General features: G+C 62.9%; 19 protein-coding genes. 5 read left to right on the forward strand and 14 right to left on the reverse strand.

Annotation, left to right across the window (positions count from 1 at the left end; translation table 11 throughout):
• Nucleotides 1–50: 50 nt before the first annotated feature.
• The 5 genes from VPH40_RS05945 to VPH40_RS05965 form a co-directional block, all read right to left on the reverse strand.
• Nucleotides 51–386, reverse strand: a complete 336-nt coding sequence (locus tag VPH40_RS05945) for a phage tail assembly chaperone (protein WP_328572969.1) — start codon at nucleotides 384–386, stop codon at nucleotides 51–53.
• Between the two features lie 8 nt (nucleotides 387–394).
• Nucleotides 395–847, reverse strand: coding sequence for a hypothetical protein (locus VPH40_RS05950; protein ID WP_099667435.1), 453 nt, complete (start codon nucleotides 845–847; stop codon nucleotides 395–397).
• 76 nt (nucleotides 848–923) lie between these two features.
• Nucleotides 924–2,129 carry a phage tail tube protein gene (locus VPH40_RS05955; protein WP_305052511.1) on the reverse strand — a complete coding sequence of 402 codons (1,206 nt, stop codon included), beginning with the start codon at nucleotides 2,127–2,129 and terminating at the stop codon, nucleotides 924–926.
• Nucleotides 2,130–2,464: 335 nt separating this feature from the next.
• The gene (locus VPH40_RS05960) at nucleotides 2,465–3,007 is read right to left on the reverse strand and encodes a hypothetical protein (RefSeq protein WP_289897415.1); all 543 of its coding nucleotides are present in this window, start codon (nucleotides 3,005–3,007) and stop codon (nucleotides 2,465–2,467) included.
• Between the two features lie 24 nt (nucleotides 3,008–3,031).
• Complete coding sequence (locus VPH40_RS05965; RefSeq protein ID WP_305062233.1) at nucleotides 3,032–3,442, reverse strand: hypothetical protein; 411 nt, start codon at nucleotides 3,440–3,442, stop codon at nucleotides 3,032–3,034.
• A 149-nt stretch (nucleotides 3,443–3,591) separates the two neighbouring features.
• On the opposite strand from VPH40_RS05965, the gene VPH40_RS05970 reads away from it, so the two are divergent.
• Nucleotides 3,592–4,305: a S24 family peptidase gene (locus tag VPH40_RS05970; protein WP_251348237.1), complete on the forward strand. Its 714-nt coding sequence runs from the start codon at nucleotides 3,592–3,594 to the stop codon at nucleotides 4,303–4,305.
• A gap of 44 nt (nucleotides 4,306–4,349) precedes the next feature.
• On the opposite strand, the gene VPH40_RS05975 is transcribed toward VPH40_RS05970, so the two are convergent.
• The 9 genes from VPH40_RS05975 to VPH40_RS06015 all read right to left on the reverse strand — a co-directional run bounded on the left by VPH40_RS05975 (nucleotide 4,350) and on the right by VPH40_RS06015 (nucleotide 16,247).
• Complete coding sequence (locus VPH40_RS05975) at nucleotides 4,350–6,236, reverse strand: propionate--CoA ligase (RefSeq protein WP_328572970.1); 1,887 nt, start codon at nucleotides 6,234–6,236, stop codon at nucleotides 4,350–4,352.
• Between the two features lie 91 nt (nucleotides 6,237–6,327).
• Nucleotides 6,328–7,554, reverse strand: coding sequence for a hypothetical protein (locus VPH40_RS05980; RefSeq protein ID WP_328572971.1), 1,227 nt, complete (start codon nucleotides 7,552–7,554; stop codon nucleotides 6,328–6,330).
• 12 nt (nucleotides 7,555–7,566) lie between these two features.
• Nucleotides 7,567–9,120: an MBOAT family O-acyltransferase gene (locus VPH40_RS05985; protein ID WP_328572972.1), complete on the reverse strand. Its 1,554-nt coding sequence runs from the start codon at nucleotides 9,118–9,120 to the stop codon at nucleotides 7,567–7,569.
• 169 nt (nucleotides 9,121–9,289) lie between these two features.
• Nucleotides 9,290–10,489 (reverse strand): 2-methylaconitate cis-trans isomerase PrpF, encoded by a 1,200-nt coding sequence (prpF, locus tag VPH40_RS05990; RefSeq protein ID WP_328572973.1) that lies wholly within the window; start codon nucleotides 10,487–10,489, stop codon nucleotides 9,290–9,292.
• Between the two features lie 61 nt (nucleotides 10,490–10,550).
• The gene (gene acnD, locus VPH40_RS05995) at nucleotides 10,551–13,145 is read right to left on the reverse strand and encodes a Fe/S-dependent 2-methylisocitrate dehydratase AcnD (RefSeq protein ID WP_328573340.1); all 2,595 of its coding nucleotides are present in this window, start codon (nucleotides 13,143–13,145) and stop codon (nucleotides 10,551–10,553) included.
• A gap of 11 nt (nucleotides 13,146–13,156) precedes the next feature.
• Nucleotides 13,157–14,311 (reverse strand): bifunctional 2-methylcitrate synthase/citrate synthase, encoded by a 1,155-nt coding sequence (prpC, locus tag VPH40_RS06000; RefSeq protein WP_251348232.1) that lies wholly within the window; start codon nucleotides 14,309–14,311, stop codon nucleotides 13,157–13,159.
• Between the two features lie 81 nt (nucleotides 14,312–14,392).
• On the reverse strand, nucleotides 14,393–15,280 hold the full coding sequence (gene prpB, locus VPH40_RS06005) for a methylisocitrate lyase (protein WP_086136626.1): 888 nt from the start codon (nucleotides 15,278–15,280) through the stop codon (nucleotides 14,393–14,395).
• Nucleotides 15,281–15,639: 359 nt separating this feature from the next.
• Entirely contained in the window at nucleotides 15,640–15,888 is a 249-nt protein-coding gene (locus VPH40_RS06010; RefSeq protein WP_034783948.1) for a hypothetical protein, read from the reverse strand.
• Nucleotides 15,889–16,010: 122 nt separating this feature from the next.
• Nucleotides 16,011–16,247 (reverse strand): hypothetical protein, encoded by a 237-nt coding sequence (locus VPH40_RS06015; protein WP_099667425.1) that lies wholly within the window; start codon nucleotides 16,245–16,247, stop codon nucleotides 16,011–16,013.
• Between the two features lie 177 nt (nucleotides 16,248–16,424).
• Between VPH40_RS06015 and VPH40_RS06020 the strand changes: the two genes are divergently transcribed.
• The 4 genes from VPH40_RS06020 (at nucleotide 16,425) to VPH40_RS06035 (ending at nucleotide 20,854) form a co-directional block, all read left to right on the forward strand.
• Nucleotides 16,425–17,282 (forward strand): MBL fold metallo-hydrolase, encoded by an 858-nt coding sequence (locus VPH40_RS06020; protein WP_251348231.1) that lies wholly within the window; start codon nucleotides 16,425–16,427, stop codon nucleotides 17,280–17,282.
• A gap of 139 nt (nucleotides 17,283–17,421) precedes the next feature.
• The gene (locus VPH40_RS06025; protein ID WP_328572974.1) at nucleotides 17,422–17,772 is read left to right on the forward strand and encodes a T6SS effector phospholipase Tle3 domain-containing protein; all 351 of its coding nucleotides are present in this window, start codon (nucleotides 17,422–17,424) and stop codon (nucleotides 17,770–17,772) included.
• Between the two features lie 147 nt (nucleotides 17,773–17,919).
• Complete coding sequence (locus VPH40_RS06030) at nucleotides 17,920–19,248, forward strand: virulence factor (RefSeq protein WP_328572975.1); 1,329 nt, start codon at nucleotides 17,920–17,922, stop codon at nucleotides 19,246–19,248.
• 160 nt (nucleotides 19,249–19,408) lie between these two features.
• The gene (locus VPH40_RS06035) at nucleotides 19,409–20,854 is read left to right on the forward strand and encodes an MFS transporter (RefSeq protein WP_328572976.1); all 1,446 of its coding nucleotides are present in this window, start codon (nucleotides 19,409–19,411) and stop codon (nucleotides 20,852–20,854) included.
• Nucleotides 20,855–20,929 lie beyond the last annotated feature (75 nt).

The following is a 20,929-nucleotide window of genomic DNA, read 5'->3' on the forward strand; positions in this document are numbered from 1 at the left end:
GTTGTGTTTTCCGTGTCACCTCTGCTGTAAAAATCAGGGCAAAACCAGGGCTAAAGCGAACTGTTTTGATGGGAGATATAGGCAGCGTCGAGCTGATCGACCAGCTCCTCTTCCCATGCCGTCAGACGGACACGATGCCGCAGTTGCCATGCCAGGATATCCAGGCTGCTCAAGGGGTTGGCCGCCATGCCGTTTTGCCGCTTGCGGCTCATCTGCACGAAAAACTGCCACACATGCGCCAGTTCAAACGGCAGTTGCGCGCGAACGGGAGCCTGCGGCTCCCGGTAGAGTGGATGGCGCTTCGCGGCATCCAGGTGCTCGCCTTTCGCATTGCCATCGGCCGCCATTGCCGAACGCTCGAACTGTTCGTCGGCAAAGAGCAGCAAGGCGGCGGCTAGACCGTCAAAAAATTGCCGTCCGCCTCGAGTGCAGCCAGCACTTTTTCCTGCCAGGACGGCATTTTTTCAAAAATCGCCTTCAGCAAAGCCGGGGAAGGCTGTACCGGGACGCCTTTGTCGACGAAACCCGGCATGCCCACCACCACCGCGATGGCGATCTTCATGTTGCGGTTTTCCGCCAGGTCATACAATTCCGCCGCGCCTTCATCGGTCTTCGCATCGATCTGCTTGCTTTTTTGCACCGAGCGCTTGATCGCCACCACCGACGTTTCGCGAATCACGGCACGATACTGGTCAGAATTTTTGCTGACGATGTCAAAGCCCGCCTTGTGCGCGCCGTCTTCGTCAAACAACACCGACACCAGGTGAACCTGGTCCACAGCCTTGTTGCCATCATTCAACAGGGAGATATCAAAACCAGCCGAGGCGATCATTTGTGCGTTGTTCATATGTATTTTTCTTTCTTGATTGGGGTAAAAGTAAAAGGGCCGCCATCACGGCGGCCCCGGTGCAGGCGTCAGCCGCTTACAGTGCGCTGTCCTGGATGCTCAAGGTGGTCGCTTCGTGCTGCGCGTCGGCGCCCTTGTAGCGCAGAACGTCGAAGGCGCAGGTGACGATCTTGTTCTTCTCGCCGTCGTCGATCTTGGCCGAGGTGATCTTGATGCGGCCCATGGCCAGCGCCAGCACGTCGGCGGTGGGCGCCGTGCCCGACGCCATGGCGTAGGCCAGCGGGATTTCCGTCTCGGACTTGAAGTAGTCGAGGTAGGTGGCGTCCTGCAGCAGCACCGTGAACTGGCCCGAACCCATCACCTTGCCGCGCGAGGCGGCCGTGGCGTACTTTGAGCCGATCACCGGGTCGACCTTGACCTGGCCGTCCAGCGAGACGGACATGCCGGTGCAGATCTGCGACGGGATGCCATTCACGGACAGCATCGCCGTGGCGCCCGAGAATTTACCGGTGCCCGGCGCGGCCAGCGGCGTGGGGAAGTACGGCACGGCCGTGGTCGGGCCTTCCGCCTTGCCCATCAGGGTGAAGTCCAGGCTGGTGATGCCGTTCGGCTGCACGGCGATGTCCATCTTGCTCACCAGCTGGTCGACGAAGCTGCGGTGCACGCCGATCTTCGGATCCTGCACTTCGGCCGTGAACCAGTCGGTGGTGTGGCCCGTCAACGGGGTGAAACTGCGCTTGCCGACTGCCGCCACGCCGACCGAGTCGCCGGCCGCCTTGACGATCATCGCCGAGCCGTCCATGAACTGGCCATTCAGGTTGGTGGCCGTCACCGACGTGACGAAGAAATTCTTCGCGTTGTTGGCAGCGGCCGGCGCCGTCATGCCGGTGATGCGCACCACGCTGCCGGCACGGAAACCTTCCGCCAGCCAGGAGCCGGCGCTGCGCGTCAGGCCGGTGGCGACGGCGGCGATGGTCGTTTGCGCGGCAGCCACACCGCCTGCCGTGAAGTCGCGGCGCAGCAGCGCAGCCATCAGCGGCGCATACGTGCCGCACGCCGCTTCGGCCTTGATGGCGCCCGTGGTGCGGAAGTTGCCCAGGCGGGTATCGCCCTGCTGCTGGCTGGCGTCGATTTCGGCGCTTGCGTATTTGTCCGCTTCCGTGTCGAAAGTGGCCGTGACGCGGGGATAAATCTGGCCGCCGCCGGCGGCAGCCTTGCTGCCTTCGGCGCTTTGTTTGCTGATAACGATCAAGCTGTCGATGCCGTTTGCTGTCGATGCCATAAGTAATACCTTTCGTGGGATGAAAAAAAAGACCGCATCTGCGGTCTTGAGGGGGGAACTGCCGATAACCAGGAAAATAAAAAGCCCGCACGCGGTGAGGCGGCGGGCTGGCGTCCGGATGGCGCGGGGCCATACCGGACGGAAGGTGGGCGAAGGGGCCATGAAGGCCGTTCGCTGCGCTGATTTCCCCTATCGGTGTCGCGCCGAAAGCGCGTCTATTACGAGTGGAGAAGCATGTGGTGTACTGCGGGTGTTAACTGTGTTGCCGTTGCTGCGTGATCGAGACTCTATTGTAGGGGCATTTTTTTCAGCGCCAGGCATATTGCAAAAACTTTTTAGTGACCGAGGCGGCGCATGGCGCGGGCGCCGTGCGACTGGAAAATGGCTTCCAGTTCGCTGACCATATCCTTGATGCGTTCGAGCTCGAAGCCGCCGGAGCAGCTGATGGCCGCTTCGCCGGCGCCGCGGCACGCCTGGCAGACGAGCGGCGCGCCAGCCTGCATGGCAGCGACGACGCCAGTGCCGTGGCAGACCTTGCATTTGCTGTCGAGCCAATGCGCGAGCGACGCTTCGGCCACGCGGCGATACAAGGTGTTGGCCGCCTGCGCATCCCAGGCCGTCTGCGCCTTGACCCAGCGCCGCGCGCGGCCCTTCTGCGTCACGGCCGCCGTCCAGGCGCGCAACAATTGGGCCAGGTTGCCCGCATTGCCCTCGAACAGACGGCTGACGGTGCCGTCCGCGTATTTGACGCGGCACAGCAAGGCGCCCATGTCGCCGGCCAGCGCGGCGGCCGCGATCACGTCCAGGTCGTGGTGGACGGCATCGTCGCGCAGGTTCTGCGACGACAGCGATGCGATGAATTTTTCTGCAAACCCCATGATTTCTCCTCGTTGATTCTTGTTTCAGTTACCCGCCGGGCCAAACAGGGCCGCCACCAGCGGATCGCGGCGCGCCGCGCCACGCGCCCAGCTGGCCGTGCGGCGCACTTGCGGCGGCAATTCGGCCCAGCCATCGACGTCGTCGTCCTGCTCCCCCAGCGCGTACAGGGCAGGCCGCTGGCGCCCCGGTTCCGTGCAATGGCGCTGCGCCAAGTGGATCTGTCCCAGGCCGCACATGTGGCGCAGATAGCGGCTCATGGTGCCCGCATCGAGTCCCAGCAAGGCGGACAACTGCGCCGCGCTGGCCTGGCCCTGCTCGCGGATGTACTGCGCGATGCGGGCGATATGCAGCTGCGACTTCTTGCTGCGCCCCTGTAACTGGCGCCCCTGCCGTGGCGCCGTCCTGCTTTCAACCAACTGACTGCTGTTCAACATCTGCCTGACCTCCCGTGGTGCTGCCCGCCGGCAAACGCTGTAGTGCGTTTGCGACAGGCAACGAGTGGACTTTATCAATCGCTAATGTTAAAGTCAAGCATTTGGTAATTTATCAAACGGTAAATTTCAGGTTTAATGTGGAGATGAATATGTATCAATACAGACGCGACCGCCTGCTGGCCCTGATCCGCGAGCACTACGACAACACGCGCAAGAAAATTTCCGACGTCAGCGGCTGGAGCGAGGCGCGCATCTCGCAAATCCTCTCGCCCACCTACCGCGAGGGGCGCGCCTTCAGCGAAAAGATCGCGCGCAAGCTGGAAGCGGACCTGCAACTGGACGGCATGTATTTCGACCAGGGCGCGGCGCCCGACCAGGCGGCGCTGACGGCACGCGCGCTGGCCGGCGTGCAGCCGGTGGTCGTGGAAGATGGCGAAGATGAACGCTTTTACCCGATCCGCAAGGTGAAACTACGCCTGTCGGCCGGCATCACGGGCTTTGCCATCGAACCGGAAACGCACGACGGCAGCACCATCAGCGTGCCGCGCAGCTGGGTCGAGCGCAATGGCTACCACCCGGACAAACTGGTGGCAATCAAGGTCAAGGGCGAGAGCATGGAGCCGGCCCTGTACGAGGACGATGTGGTGATCATCAATACGGCCGACAACCGGCCTGCCGATGGCATCGTGTTTGCCATCAATTACGAAGGCGAACCGGTGGTCAAGCGCATGGCGCGCGATATCGGCGAATGGTGGCTGACGTCGGACAACCCGGACCAGCGCAAATACCACCGCAAGCTGTGCCGCGGCAATGAATGCCTGATCGTGGGCAGGGTCGTGCGCAAGGAAAGCGACCGGATTTGAAAGCGAAGTTTATCGATTGATAAACTTCGCTCGCGGCAGGGCGCTTACGCCAGCGCCGCCTGGATCTGCTGCAGCGCTGCCGGATCGTCCATCGACGTCAGGTCGCCCGGGCTGCGGCCTTCGCAGATGGCCTGGATCGAGCGGCGCAGCAGCTTGCCCGAGCGCGTCTTCGGCAGTTGCGGCACGAACAGCACGCGGGCCGGTCGCGCCACGGCGCCCAGCTGGCGGTCGACGACGGCCATCACTTCGCGCTCCAGCACCGCTTTCGCCTCGACGCTGTCGAAGCCCCGCGGGTCCTTCAGGATCACGAAAGCCATCGCCACCTGGCCTTTGAGCTTGTCTTCCACGCCCACCACCGCCACTTCCGACACGTTCGGGTGACTGGTGATGCTTTCCTCGATTTCGCGCGTGCCGAGGCGGTGGCCGGCCACGTTGATCACGTCGTCGGTGCGGCCCAGGATAAAGTAATAGCCATCCGCGTCGCGCACGCCCCAGTCGAAGGTGGAATACACTTGCCGTTCGCTGAAGGTGGACCAGTAGGTGTCGACGAAGCGCGCATCGTCGCCGTAGACCGTCTGCATGCAGCCGGGCGGCAGCGGGCCTTCCAGTACCAGCACGCCCTTCTCGTTGGCGCCGCACTCCTCGCCCGTCGCCTCGTTGAGCAGCTTGACCTGGTAACCGTACATGGCCAGGCCGGGGCTGCCCAGGCGCGTCGGCGTGTCGGCCACGCCCTTGGCCACCGAGAGGATAGGCCAGCCCGTCTCCGTCTGCCAGTAATTGTCGATGATGTCGACCTTCAGTTCATCGGCGATCCATTGCGAGGTGGTTTCATCGAGCGGCTCGCCCGCCAGGTACAGCGCCTTCAGTGACGACAGGTCGTATTTGCGCATCAGTTCCACCGGGTGCTTGCGCAGCACGCGGATGGCCGTCGGCGCCGAGAACATGCGCGTGACCTTGTATTTTTCAACGATGCTCCACCAGATGCCCGCATCGGGACAGATGGGCAAGCCCTCGTACAGGATGGTGGCCATGCCGGCGATCAGCGGGCCATACACGATGTAGGAATGGCCCACCACCCAGCCGATATCCGAGGTGGCAAAGAAGGTTTCGCCGGGCTTGCCGCAAAATGTGTACTGCATCGACGACGCCAGCGCCACCGCATAGCCGCCCACGTCGCGCTGCACGCCCTTCGGCTTGCCCGTCGTGCCCGAGGTGTACAGTACATACGACGGTTCGTTCGATTCGAGCCAGGTGACGGGCACCTGCGCATCCAGGTGCTGCTCGCGCAGGGCAGCGTAATCAACGTCCCGGCCCGGCGTCAGTTCCATCGGCACCAGCTGGCGGTCGACCAGCAATACCCGCTGCGGCTTGTGTGCAGCGATGCGGATGGCTTCGTCGAGCAGCGGCTTGTAGGCAATCGCCTTGCCGTTGCGCGAACCGGCATCGGCGGAAAACACCAGTTTTGGCTGCGCATCGTCGATGCGGCTGGCCAGGCTGTTGGCCGCAAAGCCGCCGAACACCACGGAATGCACGGCGCCGATGCGCGCGCACGCGAGCATGGCGAACGCCGCCTCGGCGATCATCGGCATGTAGATCAGGACGCGGTCGCCCTTGACCACGCCCAGCGACAGCAGGATGGCGGCGCAGCGTTCCACTTCGCGCTGCAGTTCGCGAAAGCTGTAACTGCGCTCCGTATTCGTTTCAGTGGAAATGGCGATCAGGGCGGGTGCATCGCCCTGGCTTTCCACCCAGCGGTCGACGGCGTTGTGGCACAAATTGGTGGTACCGCCAACGAACCATTTGGCGAACGGCGGCCGCGAATAATCGAGCACTTGCGAAAACGGGGCATGCCAGTCGATCTTGTCCGCTTCCTCGCGCCAGAAAGCGTCAGGCGTGTCGATCGAGCGTTGATAAAATGCTGCGAAATTCATGTCTCCTCCGGTGTGCGTGCAATCTGTCTCCGGCTTGGGCGAACTGGCCCGGCCTTGATATGTGGACTATCTGCTTGCGTACTGCTGACTATTAGTTATCTGTTGGTGCATCCTCCAAAGGTCTTGCGAACAGTTTTTGGGAGAAAAGGAACATCTCCGGCTGCGCTGCCACGCAGGCGCTGCGCTCGGCTGCGATCCTGTCGCGATTCGCCGCCAGCATGGCACCGGTCAGGAGCATGCCGAACTGGCCGTCCACCGGCGCCCCATCCTTTTGCGTCATCACACGCTGCATGACGATGTCGCCCAGTGCCTTCTTGAAGTGTCCTGCTTCCCAGTACCAGCGCGTACTGGCATGGCGTTGTTGTTGGGTAGGAATCGGCTCGCAGTTGTAAAGGCCAAAGCCGCTGAAATCGGTCACGCTGATGCGGGCCGATGGATATTGTTTCTTGACGGAGGCCACTTCCAGCACAACCTGCTGTTTCCACTCCTCGAACAGGGGCCACAGGCCAGCCCCTTCGAACAGGGTAAGCATCTGTGCGTGATACGGATAGATCACCAGCTTGATATCGGCTTGCGTGGCCGACATCGCCACCAAAAAATCATGCATCGCCTGAAAATCGCCGTCAGCAAAATCGGCCTTCGACATTTTCACAAATCTGGCGGCACTTTTCTGCGCCCGATGCTTGAATACCTTGTAATACCCATCGCGGACCGCATGGGCGCCATAGTCGAGCGCGGGATTGAGGCCGCTCGGCGCGATAGTGAATGCCGCCCTGTCATGTTGGATGAACGGAGTCTTCACGGCGTCTTTCACCGAGGCCAGAGAAAACAAGGCATCGAAACGCCAGAATCCCGGAACATGGCCTGATGACGCCTCTGTGCGCACCGGAGGTGCGACAGCCGGCTTCAGGAAATCAATGAACTCAATTCCCACGATCACCGTCCCCGGCTTGATACCGGCCTGGGTCAGTTGGGCGAACTGGCTGATGGCCGTGGCCATCGCAGTGCCTGGTATCCCCATGTTATAGCCATCACCCTGCATTGCGCCAAATGCGGCGGCACGCGGATCGAAACCCATCTCGGCGCGCGAGTTACCCAGGATGATGAAGCTTGGCTGCAGACGCAGCGCGTGTGCGTGCTTGATCTGGCTCTGGTAGCGGCTCAGGCCAGGCTTGACGGCGTTAAAGTTTTCGCGCCTGACCGCGCCATACAGATTATAGGGGTCGACAATGTACACGAAGGCGCAGACCAGGCATGCGCAGGAAAGCAGCACCAGCACCAGGGTGGACAGATAGCGCCTATAGGACGGTCTTGTCATTTTCCTTCTCCACTAGAACTGAAAATACAAGAATTCGGCGGGCCGGTTCAGGGCCAGGATGCTCGCCAGTGCCAGTAGCGCGATGGCGGCAGCCCACGCCGGTGAAGCGCGCCAGGTCAGCAGCCTCGTCATGCCAGGGCCTGTTATTCCTGCAGGGTGGGCACGCTGGAAGTCCAGCGCAGGCCCACAGCGGCGCATGATCTGCTGCGTATTCGGGAAAGCAAAGGCCAGCAGCGCCGCGATGGCGATCCACGTCCAGGTTTCGACGAACAAGCGTCCACCGCCCAGATAAAACGTCATCCCCATCGCCTCCAGCAGGTGCTGCAGCGGCGGCACACGGCTGGCCAGCACGTCGGGTGCCGCGACGCCATGGGCGCCCGCCATGCCCTGCAGTATTTGCCACGACGTTGCCATGTCCGGCGCGCGGAAAAAGACCCAGGCAATGCAGACGGAGGCAAAAGTGACGAGGGTGGCCACGACTTTCCAGACGCGGCTATCGAGCGGCAGGCGCAAGCGCTGCGCCACCGCGCTCCAGGCCTTGTGGATGGCCAGGTAGGCGCCGTGCAAAAAGCCCCAGACGATGAAATTCCAGCCAGCGCCATGCCACAAGCCGCCCAGCACCATCGTGATCATCAGGTTCAGGTAGCGCCGCGCGGGCCCGCAGCGGTTGCCGCCCAGCGGGATATACAGGTAATCGCGCAGGAAGCGCGATAGCGTCATGTGCCAGCGGCGCCAGAATTGCGCGATATTGCGCGATTTATAGGGCGAGTCGAAATTCAGGGGAAGGCGCACGCCGAACAGGCGCGACAAGCCAATGGCCATGTCGGAATAGCCGGAAAAATCGAAGTACAGTTGGAAGGCATACGCCAATACCCCGCCCCAGGCGACCAGCAGCGAGGGCGCGGCCGGGTTGTCGAACAACGGCGCCGCATACGGGGCGATGCTGTCGGCGATCAGTACTTTCTTGGCCAGGCCGATGAAGAAAATCGTCGAGCCGATAGCGACGTTCCTGGCCGAGAGACGGAAAATGCGCTTGTCCGCAAACTGCGGCATCATCTCCTTGTGGTGCAATACGGGGCCGGCGATCAGATGGGGGAAATACGTGACAAACAGCAGATAGTGGACAAAGCGGTTTTCCTGCGCCTTGCCCTGATAGGTGTCGACCAGAAAAGCGATCTGGGTAAACGTGAAAAACGATATCCCGATCGGCAGCACCACATGCAGGGCGGGCATCGGTTGCGCCGTCAATTCCGCCAGGCTGGCGACAAAGAATCCCGCGTACTTGTAATAGGCGAGCAAGCCCAGGTTGGCGCCGATGGCGGCGGTGACGAGCCATTTTCGGCCCGATGGCGGACTGGCGCCGAGCAAGGCCGCACAACCGTAGTTGAAGAGGATGGAGCCCAGCAGCAGCGGCAGGTAGCGGTAATCCCAATAGCCGTAGAAGAACAACGATGCTCCCGCCAGCCACGCGGCGGCCCCCAGTTGGCTGCGTCTGCCCAGGATGAAGAATCCCGCCACCGTGATGGGTAGAAAAGCAAAAAGGAAGACGTAGGAGTTAAATAACATCTGTTCACCGGTCAGGAAGCATGGGAGGCCGCCAACATCCGCGACACGCTAACGCGCATCGCGGCTGGCGCCCTGCCATTTTCCTTGCCGCTCAGTTTTTTTACCAGCAAAAGTATCTATCTATCGGCAGGTGCACGGTCAGGCCGAGTCCAGGTGCGTGCTGCGCGGACTAGAATGCGTCGCCGGGAACGCGCACGGCCCCTTCCATCAGCACGCGCGCGCTGCGGCTCATGATGGCCTTGGTGACGCTCCACACGCCATCGACGAGCGCCGCTTCCGCCCCCACCATCAGGGTGCCGGACGGGTGGCCGAAGCGCACCGAGTTGCGGGGACCGCCGCCCGCCGCCAGGTTGACCAGGGTGCCGGGAATGGCTGCCGCCGTGCCGATGGCGACAGCGGCCGTGCCCATCATGGCATGATGTAATTTACCCATCGACATGGCGCGCACCAGCAAGTCGATCTCGCCCGCTGCCACCTGCTTGCCGCTGGACGAGACATAGCCGGCAGGCCTGGCGACAAATGCCACTTTCGGCGTGTGCTGGCGTTTCGCCGCTTCATCGAGATGCGCGATGAGTCCCATGCGCAAGGCGCCATACGCGCGGATGATTTCGAAGCGGGCCAGCGCCACCGGATCGCCATTGATGGCGTCCTGCAGTTCCGTGCCCGTGTAGCCGATGGCGTCCGCATCGACAAAAATCGTCGGGATGCCGGCGTTGATCATCGTGACCTTTAAAACACCGATGCCGGGTACGTCCAGGTCATCGACAAGGTTGCCGGTAGGAAACATAGCCGAGCTGGCCCCATCGCCGCCCTCCTCGTCTGCCGCCGGATCGAGAAATTCCAGTTTCACTTCGGCGGCCGGGAAAGTCACGCCATCGAGTTCGAAGTCGCCCGTTTCCTGCACTTCGCCATGCGTCATGGGCACGTGGGCGATGATGGTCTTGCCGATATTGGCTTGCCAGATGCGCACCATGGCGATGCCGTTTTGCGGCACGCGGGCGGCATCCACCAGGCCGCTGGCGATGGCGAACGAGCCGACGGCGGCCGACAGGTTGCCGCAATTGCCGCTCCAGTCGACGAATGGCTTGTCGATGGAGACCTGGCCGAACAGGTAGTCGACGTCGTGGTCAAGCTTGGCGCTTTTTGCCAGGATCACCGTCTTGCTGGTACTCGAAGTGGCGCCGCCCATGCCGTCAATCTGCTTGCCGTAGGGGTCGGGGCTGCCGATCACGCGCAGCAGCAGCGCATCGCGCGCGGCGCCCGGCACTTGCGCGCTGGCCGGCAAATCCTGCAGGCGGAAGAACACGCCCTTGCTGGTGCCGCCGCGCATGTAGGTGGCGGGGATTTTGATTTGGGGTACGTGGGTCATAGGATTTCCTGAAAAGCCGGGCAGCGCGCGCCTGCGCTCCACCCGGTGAATGACGAACTGCTTACGCTGCCTTGGACGACTCGAGGAAATCCTGCGCGAATCGCTGAAGAACGCCGCCCGCCTCGTAGATCGACACCTCTTCCGCCGTATCGAGACGGCAGGTGACGGGCACTTCGACCGTTTCGCCGTTCTTGCGGTGGATCAGCAAGGTCAAGGTGGAGCGCGGCGTGCGCTCGCCGACGACGTCATAGGTTTCGCTGCCGTCCAGGCCCAGGGTCTTGCGGTTCACGCCAGCCAAAAATTCCAGCGGCAAGACGCCCATGCCCACCAGATTGGTGCGGTGGATGCGTTCGAAACCTTCGGCCACGATGGCTTCCACGCCGGCCAGACGCACGCCCTTGGCGGCCCAGTCGCGCGAGGAGCCCTGGCCATAGTCGGCACCGGCGATGATGATCAATGGCTGCTTGCGCTCCATATACACCTCGATGGCTTCCCACATGCGCGAGATTTTTCCTTCCGGCTCGATGCGCGTGAGCGAACCCGCTTTCACTTTGCCATCCTCGATGACCATCTCGTTCTTCAGGGTCGGGTTGGCAAACGTGGCGCGCTGCGCCGTCAGATGGTCGCCCCGGTGCGTGGCGTAGGAATTGAAGTCTTCCTCGGGCAAGCCCATTTTCGCCAGGTATTCGCCGGCCGCGCTATCGAGCATGATGGCGTTCGACGGCGACAGGTGGTCGGTGGTGATGTTGTCGCCCAGGACGGCCAGCGGACGCATGCCTTTCAAGGGACGCGCGCCAGCCAGCGCGCCTTCCCAGTACGGCGGACGGCGGATGTATGTCGTCTGCGGACGCCAGTCGTACAGAGGGCTGACCTTGATGCCGTCGTCCGCCTGCGCGGCGAACATCGGAATGTACACCTTGCGGAACTGCTCCGGCTTGACGCTGGAAGCGACGATGGCGTCGATTTCCTCGTCCGACGGCCAGATATCCTTGAGCAGAATCGGCTTGCCATCCGCATCATGGCCCAGCACATCCTTCTCGATATCGAAGCGGATGGTGCCGGCGATCGCGTAAGCCACCACCAGCGGCGGCGAGGCGAGGAACGCCTGTTTCGCGTACGGGTGGATGCGGCCGTCGAAGTTGCGGTTGCCCGACAAGACGGCCGTGGCGTACAGGTCGCGCGACACCACTTCATCCTGGATCACGGGGTCGAGCGCGCCCGACATGCCATTGCACGAGGTGCAGGCAAACGCCACCACGCCGAAGCCCAATGTTTCAAGCTCCGGCATCAGGCCCGCTTCCTGCAGGTACAGTTCCACGGTTTTCGAGCCGGGCGCCAGCGACGATTTCACCCATGGCTTGCGGGTCAAACCGAGGCGGTTCGCATTGCGCGCGATCAAACCGGCGGCGATCATGTTGCGCGGGTTGTTCGTGTTGGTGCAACTGGTGATGGCCGCGATGATGACGGCACCGTCCGGCATCTTGCCCGGTTCGTTTTCCACCACGCCGGAAATCCCCCGCGCGGCCAGCTCCGACGTCGGCACGCGGTTGTGCGGATTCGACGGACCGGCAATATTGCGCACGACGGACGACAGGTCGAAGCTCAAGACGCGCTCGTACTGCGCGTCCACCAGGCTGTCGGCCCACAGGCCCGTCTCTTTGGCGTACAGCTCCACCAGTTTCACCAGTTCGTCGTCGCGGCCCGTCAGTTTCAAATACTTGATGGTTTGCGCGTCGATGTAGAACATGGCGGCCGTGGCACCGAACTCCGGCGCCATGTTGGAAATCGTGGCGCGGTCGCCCAGGGTCAGGTGCGCAGCGCCTTCGCCAAAGAATTCCAGGTAGGACGAGACGACCTTCTGCTTGCGCAGGAACTCCGTCAACGCCAGCACCGTGTCGGTGGCCGTGATGCCCGGCTGCGGTTTACCCGTCAGCTTGACGCCGATGATGTCCGGCAGGCGCATCCACGAGGCGCGGCCCAGCATCACGCTTTCCGCTTCCAGGCCGCCCACGCCGATGGCGATCACGCCCAGCGCGTCGACCATCGGCGTGTGCGAATCCGTGCCCACCAGCGTATCGGGATAGGCTACACCATTTTGTACCTGGATCACGGGCGACATGCGCTCAAGATTGATCTGGTGCAAGATGCCGTTGCCTGGCGGAATCACGTCGACGTTCTTGAAGGCCTTCTTGGTCCAGTCGATGAAGTCGAAACGGTCTTCGTTACGGCGGTCTTCAATGGCGCGGTTCTTAGCGAAGGCGTCGGGGTCGAAACCGCCGCATTCGACGGCCAGCGAGTGATCGACCACCAGCTGCGTCGGCACGACGGGGTTGACGAGGGCCGGGTCGCCGCCCTGGGCCGCGATGGCGTCGCGCAAGCCGGCCAGGTCGACCAGGGCCGTCTGGCCCAGGATGTCATGGCAGACGACGCGCGCGGGGAACCATGGGAAGTCCAGGTCGCGGCGGCGTTCGATGAATTGGCTCAGCGAAGCGTTCAGGGTCGCCGGGTCGCAGCGGCGCACCAGGTTTTCCGCCAGCACGCGCGAGGTGTAGGGCAAGGTGGCGTAGGCGCCTGGCTGGATCGCATCGACGGCGGCACGCGTGTCGAAGTAGTCTAGCTGGGTGCCCGGCAAGGATTTGCGGTGCAAGGTGTTCATGTTGGTGCTCATTATTTACGGTCCTTGATCGGGACGAATTCCAAGTCTTCCGGACCCACGTAGTTGGCGCTCGGGCGGATGATCTTGTTGTCGATGCGCTGCTCGATGATGTGGGCAGCCCAGCCCGAGGTACGCGAGATGACGAACAGCGGCGTAAACATCGCCGTCGGCACGCCCATCATGTGGTACGACACGGCCGAGAACCAGTCCAGATTCGGGAACATGTTCTTGATTTCCCACATGACCGTTTCCAGGCGCTCGGCGATGTCGAACATTTTCGTGGAACCGGCTTCCTGCGACAGCGAGCGGGCCACTTCCTTGATGACTTTATTGCGCGGGTCCGAAATCGTGTAGACGGGGTGGCCGAAGCCGATCACCACTTCCTTGTTGGCCACGCGCTCGCGGATGTCCGCTTCCGCTTCATCGGCGTTGTCGTAGCGTTTCTGGATATCCAGCGCCACTTCGTTCGCGCCGCCGTGTTTCGGGCCCCGCAGCGCGCCGATGGCGCCCGTGATGGCCGAGTGGATGTCCGAGCCCGTGCCGGCGATGACCCGGCTGGTGAAGGTCGAGGCGTTGAATTCGTGTTCCGCGTACAGGATCAGCGACGTGTGCATGGCTTTTTCCCACGACGCCGACGGTTTTTCGCCGTGCAGCAGGTGCAGGAAGTGGCCGCCGATCGAGTCGTCGTCCGTTTCCACTTCGATGCGCTTGCCGTTGTGGCTGTAGTGGTACCAGTACAGCAGCATGGAGCCGAACGACGCCATCAGGCGGTCGGCGATGTCGCGCGCGCCCGGCGCGTTATGGTCGTCCTTCTCCGGCAGGGTGCAGCCCAGCACGGACACGCCCGTGCGCATCACGTCCATCGGGTGGGCGGCGGCCGGCAGCGCTTCCAGCGCCAGTTTCACTGCCGACGGCAAGCCGCGCAGGGATTTCAACTTGGCCTTGTAGCCTTTCAGTTCAGCGGCTGTCGGCAGCTTGCCGTGCACCAGCAGGTAGGCGATTTCCTCGAACTCGCAGCTGTCGGCCACGTCCAGGATGTCATAGCCGCGGTAATGCAAATCGTTGCCGGTCTTGCCGACCGAGCACAGCGCCGTATTGCCGGCGGTGACGCCGGACAGGGCGACGGATTTTTTAGGCTTGAAAGTGGCGGCTTGCGGTGCGTTCATTGATTTCTCCAAAAATTGACTAGTCTCGGTTGCATCACTGCGGGGCCGGCATGCGGCCCCTGCTTCTTTACTTTTCTTTACTTATTTCTTTTGCGCGGCGAACAGCGCATCGAGCTTTTGCTCGAAATCGTGATAATTGATCGATTCATACAGCTCCATGCGCGTCTGCATGGTGTCGACGACGTTCTTTTGCGTGCCGTCGCGGCGCAGCGCCTGGTAGACGTTTTCCGCCGCCTTGTTCATGGCGCGGAAGGCCGACAGCGGATACAGGGCCAGGCCCACGTGGGCGCTGCGCAGTTCGTCCAGGGTGAACAGCGGCGTGGCACCGAATTCCGTGATATTGGCCAAAATCGGTACGTTGACGGCCTTGGCGAACGTGGCGTACATGTCCAGGTCCGTGATGGCTTCCGGGAAGATCATGTCGGCGCCCGCTTCGACGCAGGCGACGGCGCGTTCCAGCGCCGCTTCCAGGCCATCGACGGCCAGCGCATCGGTGCGCGCCATGATGACGAAGTTCGGGTCCGTGCGCGCATCGACAGCCGCCTTGATGCGGTCGACCATTTCTTCCTTGCTCACGATTTCCTTGCCCGGACGGTGGCCGCAGCGCTTGGCACCCACCTGGTCTTCGATGTGCAGGCCGGCCGCGCCGAACTTGATCATCGATTTCACCGTGCGCGCCACGTTGAAGGCGGAAGAACCGAAGCCCGTGTCGGCGTCGACCAGCAGCGGCAGGTCGCACACGTCGGTGATGCGGCGGATGTCGGTCAGCACGTCGTCCAGGCTGGAAATACCCAGGTCGGGCAAGCCCAGCGAGCCGGCCGCGACGCCGCCGCCGGACAGGTAGATGGCTTTATAGCCGGCGCGCTTGGCCAGCAAGGCGTGGTTGGCGTTGATGGCGCCGACGACTTGCAACGGGGATTCTTCCTGGACGGCCTTGCGGAATGCGGCACCTGCGGAGTATTGAGTCATGTGTTCACCTTATGGGTTTCGGATGGTCCCGAATGTTTCACGGAGTGGCTATGAACATCAGTATTGCAAATGCCGTGCCAGGCCGACGCGGCCTGGCGAAAAACACGTGACGGCAGAGTGAAAACAGGCGACAAGGGGCCAGCCAGCGCTGCTCCGGGACTGTCACGCCAGGGAACAACGATGTCACGTTTGTCCTGTGCGATGTTTCATTATCACTTCATAATTTCATTTTGAAACATAGCATTGAAACATGCAACACCGCTGACTGAAAAGATGGGGGCAGGCACAGGCGCCGCCGGTCGCGCGCAAAAAAAACAGCCGGCGGATGCCGGCTGCGGGAACACTGAAAGAGTAAAGAACTAGGCCAGCCGCACCAGCGGGTTGGCGATGATGTTGTCGATCTGGCGCACGGCTTCTTCGCAGGCGGCGGCAATGGCGCCCTCCTCGTCGTCGCGCACGAATTGCATGGTCGAGCCTTCGAATACTTCCAGGCCTTCGGCCGTGGCGCGCTCGATGTCGCAACTGGCCGACCATTTGCCGTCGGTGGTGGGCACGGCCAAGGGAACGATTTCCCAGCCTTTATAGTGAATTTTAGAACTGCTATCCATGGGTGCCTCCTTCGTGACTGACTCAATAGTGGAAATCGTAGCATGAAGCGCGGCTGGCAGCGACGTGTTTCACGCGCCAGCCGTAGTCAGGCTCACTTTCGGGCTAAACGATTTACGCTGGCTCAAGGGCGCAGCAGATTATCGACTTCCGTTCTGGCCACTTGCAGGCCCGCCGTGCAAGCCGTTTCGGGGGCCGCGTAGCCGCCCAGGGTGCGGCTGCGCGTGATCGCCTGCGCTTCCGGCTCGCCTTCGCGCTGCAGGCGGTAGGTAAAATCCCATAAATCGTCGTTATCCTTTTGCGGGGTCACGGAAATCGTAAAACCGCGGTACTGTTCGCTGCGTGCAGTGATATCGTTCATGAATTCCTCCTTGGAAGAATGAGGTTACCATGCTGCAAGCGCCGGGGTGCGCACGGCTGTGACGGCCGCATGCCTGCCCCCTTATCTGTTTTTCGCATGTTAAATGTGAATTTGCAGCATTTTTTTAGCGAACTCTGGCGATATAATGCCATTCCCTGTCCGCCCCTTGCCGCCGTGATGACTCCACAAATCCAAGCTTTCTTCGATCCCGCCACCGCCACCGTCACCTATATCGTGTATGAGGCCGATGGGCGGGACTGCGCCATCATCGATTCCGTGCTCGACTACGATCCCAAGGCGGGCCGCACATCCACCGCCTCGGCCGACAAGGTGATCGCCTTCGTGCGCGAACACGGCTTGCAGTGCCGCTGGCTGCTGGAAACCCATGCGCATGCGGATCACCTGTCCGCCGCGCCCTACCTGCAGCAGCAGCTGGGCGGCGACGTGGCCATCGGCGCCGCCATCCAGACGGTGCAGCAGGCCTTCGCCGCCGTCTACCACCAGGGTGCGGCCAAGGCCGACGGCTCGCAGTTCGACCAGCTGTTCGCGCCCGACCAGGTATTCCATATCGGCGCATTGGAAGTGCGCGCGCTGCATGTGCCCGGCCACACGCCGGCCGACCTGGCGTACCAGATCGGCGACGCCGTGTTTGTCGGCGACACCCTGTTCATGCCGGACGTGGGCTCGGCCCGCTGCGACTTCCCCGGCGGCTCCGCTGCGCTGCTGTATCGCTCCGCGCAGCGCCTGCTGTCGCTGCCGCCGCAGACCCGGCTGTTCATGTGCCACGACTACCCGCCCAACGGCCGCGAGGCGCGCTGGGAAGTGACGGTGGCCGAACAGCGCGCCGGCAACATTCACTTGCGCGACGGCATCACGGAAGAACAATTCGTGGCCATGCGCACCAGCCGCGACGCCACCCTGGACATGCCGACATTGATCCTGCCCGCCATCCAGGTCAACATCAACGCGGGCAAGCTGCCCGAGCCGGAAGACAACGGCGTGCGCTACCTCAAAATACCGCTGAACGCGATCTGATTCCCCCGGCATTCCCCGCCCGCCGCGCTTCCTTTCTTGACACCACGCAAATCCCACCTCAGGCAATCCGCATACAGTGCAGATTGCCTGAGTTCGCTTGGGCGTCGCTTTTCATCTTTAACGTTGACGGAGCGCCCGCATGTCGCCCGACCCTACGCTAGCTGGCAATTGCATCCTGCTCGCCGAAGCCGAAGGCACGACCTTGTTCAGCCATGCGCTGCTCCAGGCAGTCACGCGCCTGCCCCGTCCCGGCATCGTCATCTTCGTGCATGGCGTCAATTCCGACGGCGAATGGTATGAGCAGGCCGAACAAGGGCTGTGCGCCGGCCTGAATGCGCGCCTGAAACGCCGCGACGAGGATCTGGCGATCCCGGGCCCGGCGGCCGGACAGATGCAGGCCGCCACCTACGCACGCGAATTGACGGATGACGGCTTCCTCAATCCCAAGCGCAACGCCACTACCTTCCGGCATCCACCAACTTTGCGCTGAGGACTGACGGTGCATAAATTCATTGCCACGCCGCGCCAGCGACTGACCTGGGCCATCGCCACGTTTCTCTGCGTCATTTTCCTAGCACTTGGTTTCACCTGGCCGGGCTATGCCGGTCACCAGCATGTCCATTCTCCTGGAGACTTCATGAAACAGTTCCTCGCGCTGCCCATGCTGGCCGCCAACTCCATGTTTGCGCTATTGACAGCCTGCGCCGTGAAGCCGGCGCAGAAAGAAGACGGTCTCCCAACAACCACTGTCCAAGCTCCCTTCCGGGCACAGGTCGTGGGCCTGCAGTGGCTCAACCCTCTGCAACGACGCGACTATCCCACCGAGTGGCAACTGCTCTGGACGCTTGGCCTGGCCAAACCCAACAAGAATGACGATATGGTCAGGACGGATCCCAGGGGTTTCAGTACCTTGCAGGCAGTCGCCCCCATTGCCCACGATATCAATGGAAGGGAAACGTTCAAGGGCTATCACCATAAATATCTACTCGAACTGATGACCAATTTCCACGATATTTATTATTCCAGTCCCACCTACTTCTACCACGTCTACCCCAAGGATAAAAAACAGAACTGGCGCGAATTGGCAGGCATCCGCGTGGAATATGCCCTGCCTGACGGAAAATTCGATCCGGCAGAAGTACACCAATTCACGCAACAAACCATCACCGACACCTTCAGCATCGGCAACACCCACTTCCCGACCCTCTGGACCCGCGCCACCCCACCCGACGTGCGCATCACCCTGGGCGGCAACAACGCGGGTTTTACCTCCCTGCAAGCCGCGCTGGCCTACCTGGAAACGCATCCGAAGGAAACCGTGTGGGTGATGAACTGGGATGCGCCGAGCCGGCCGAAGACCATGCAGATCAATGAAAACCTGGTGCTGCTGGTGCTGGCCGGCCCCGATTGCAAGACGGAGCGCGCGGCGCTGGCGTGGATAGCTTATCCGGCCACGCGCAAGGTGGCCGATTTTGAAGCGGGCAAGGACAAGCCGCCGCGCGCCGTGCAGGCGTGGCAGGCGGTATTTGCCGAGGCGGCGCGCCATGGCGGCAAGACGGAAGAAGACATCGGCTACGTCATCCACGACGCCAGCCAGAACCTGCCCTCGTCATCCGACCGCCTGGGCCAGCTGGCGCAAGCGCTGACCCTGGAAGTACCGGGGTTCGACTTCCTGCCGCAGACCTTCAATACGCCGGCCCTGCTGGGCGAAATGGGCGCAGGCACGGTGCTGACCAATGTCGCCCTGGGTATCGCCCATGCGAACCACGTCGGCAAGCCCGTGCTGGTGGCGGGCACCAGCGATCCTGACGGCGTCACGGGCGTGCTGGTCTTGCCGCCCGCCACGGTACGGCCCATCGCCCACGACAAACCGTGGTTCCGCGCGCGCGGCGAAAACAATGCGTATTTGCCGTGGTGGGGCATCCGGCATGACACGGCGGACAATTTGCAGGGTTACTCGAAATAAAGTCCAAGTACTGGCCGCCGGCGCGCAGCGAGCTTCCAGGCGGCCCGGTCGCGCCGCACATATGGCGTCAAACGCAACAACACAATGCAAATGATGCGCCTTCCGCCATGCCAGATCCCTCGATACCATGTAATGACCCCATTCGAGGATCAGCCACGCCATGCATGCACCGTCAAAACCCGCTCCACCCAACCAGCAGGCGTCCCAGGCCGGCAGCGCCACGATGCCCGTGCGCGGCGCGCTTGCCAGCCTGTCCCTGGCGATGCTGCTGCCCGCGCTGGGCACCAGCATCGCCAACGTCGGCCTGCCCGACATGGCCAGGGCCCTGCAGGCACCGTTCCAGGATGTGCAATGGATCGTGCTCGCCTATCTGCTGGCCATCACCGCCCTGATCGTCAGCGTGGGCCGCTTCGGCGACATGGTCGGCCGGCGCCGCCTGCTGCTGGCCGGCATCGCGCTGTTTGCCCTAGCTTCCATCCTGTGCGCGCTGGCGCCCACCTTGTGGCTGCTGGTTGCCGCGCGCGCCCTGCAAGGCCTGGGCGCGTCCGTCATGATGGCGCTGACCATGGCCATGGTCGGCAGCACCCTCCCCAAGGCCAGGACGGGCAGCGCCATGGGCCTGCTCGGCACCATGTCCGCCGTCGGCACCATGCTGGGCCCCGCGCTGGGCGGCCTGCTGATCGCGCGCTTCGGCTGGCAAGCCATTTTCCTCATCAACGTGCCGCTGGCCGGCCTGGCGCTGCTGCTGGCCTGGCGCTGCCTGCCGGCGGACCAGCGCGACGCGCATGCCAAACGGCCCGTGTTCGACCACCGCGGCACCGTGCTGCTGGCGCTGACCCTGGCCGCCTATGCGCTGGCCATGACCCTGGGCCGCGGCCAGTTCGGCGTACGCAACGCGGCGCTGCTGCTGGCCGCCTGCGTCGGCGCCATCCTGTTCGTCCGGGTCGAGCTGAAGGCGCCGGCGCCGCTGATACGCCTGGCCATGCTGCGCGCGCCCGCGCTCGGCGCCGGCCTGGCGACCAGCATGCTGGTGGCGACGGTGATGATGTCCACCCTGGTGGTCGGCCCCTTCTACCTGGCGCGCGGCCTGGGTTTGGGCACGGCCGTTACCGGCATGGTGCTGGCGGCGGGGCCGCTGGTGGCGGCGTTCTGCGGCGTGCCGTCCGGCTGGCTGGTGGACCGCTACGGCGCGCAGCGCATGGGCGGCGCGGGCCTGTGCGGCGCGGCCGGCGCCTGCCTGGCGCTGGCCCTGTTACCCGCCAGCCTGGGCATTCCCGGCTACGTCGCGCCCATCATGCTGCTCACGGCCAGCTATGCGCTGTTCCAGGCAGCCAACAATACGGCCGTCATGGGCAATATCGTTGCCGATCAGCGCGGCGTCATTTCCGGCATGCTCAATCTGTCGCGTAATCTGGGACTCGTCACGGGCGCCTCCGTGATGGGCGCCGTCTTCGCTGCCGGCGCCGGCGATATCGCCAGCGCCCGGCCAGCCGCCATGATCGGCGGCATGCACGCCACCTTTGGCGTGGCCAGCGCGCTGATACTCGCCGCGCTGGTCATTTTCGTGCTTGGCCGCACCCTGAGCAAAACTGGAGACCCCGCATGATACGCACCCGTGCAATCCCATCCCTGCCTGTCCCTCTGTTGCTGCTGGCCCTGGCCTGCGGCGCCACCCTGTCCG

The organism is Janthinobacterium sp. P210005 (assembly GCF_036231865.1).
Classification (GTDB): domain Bacteria; phylum Pseudomonadota; class Gammaproteobacteria; order Burkholderiales; family Burkholderiaceae_D; genus Janthinobacterium; species Janthinobacterium kumbetense.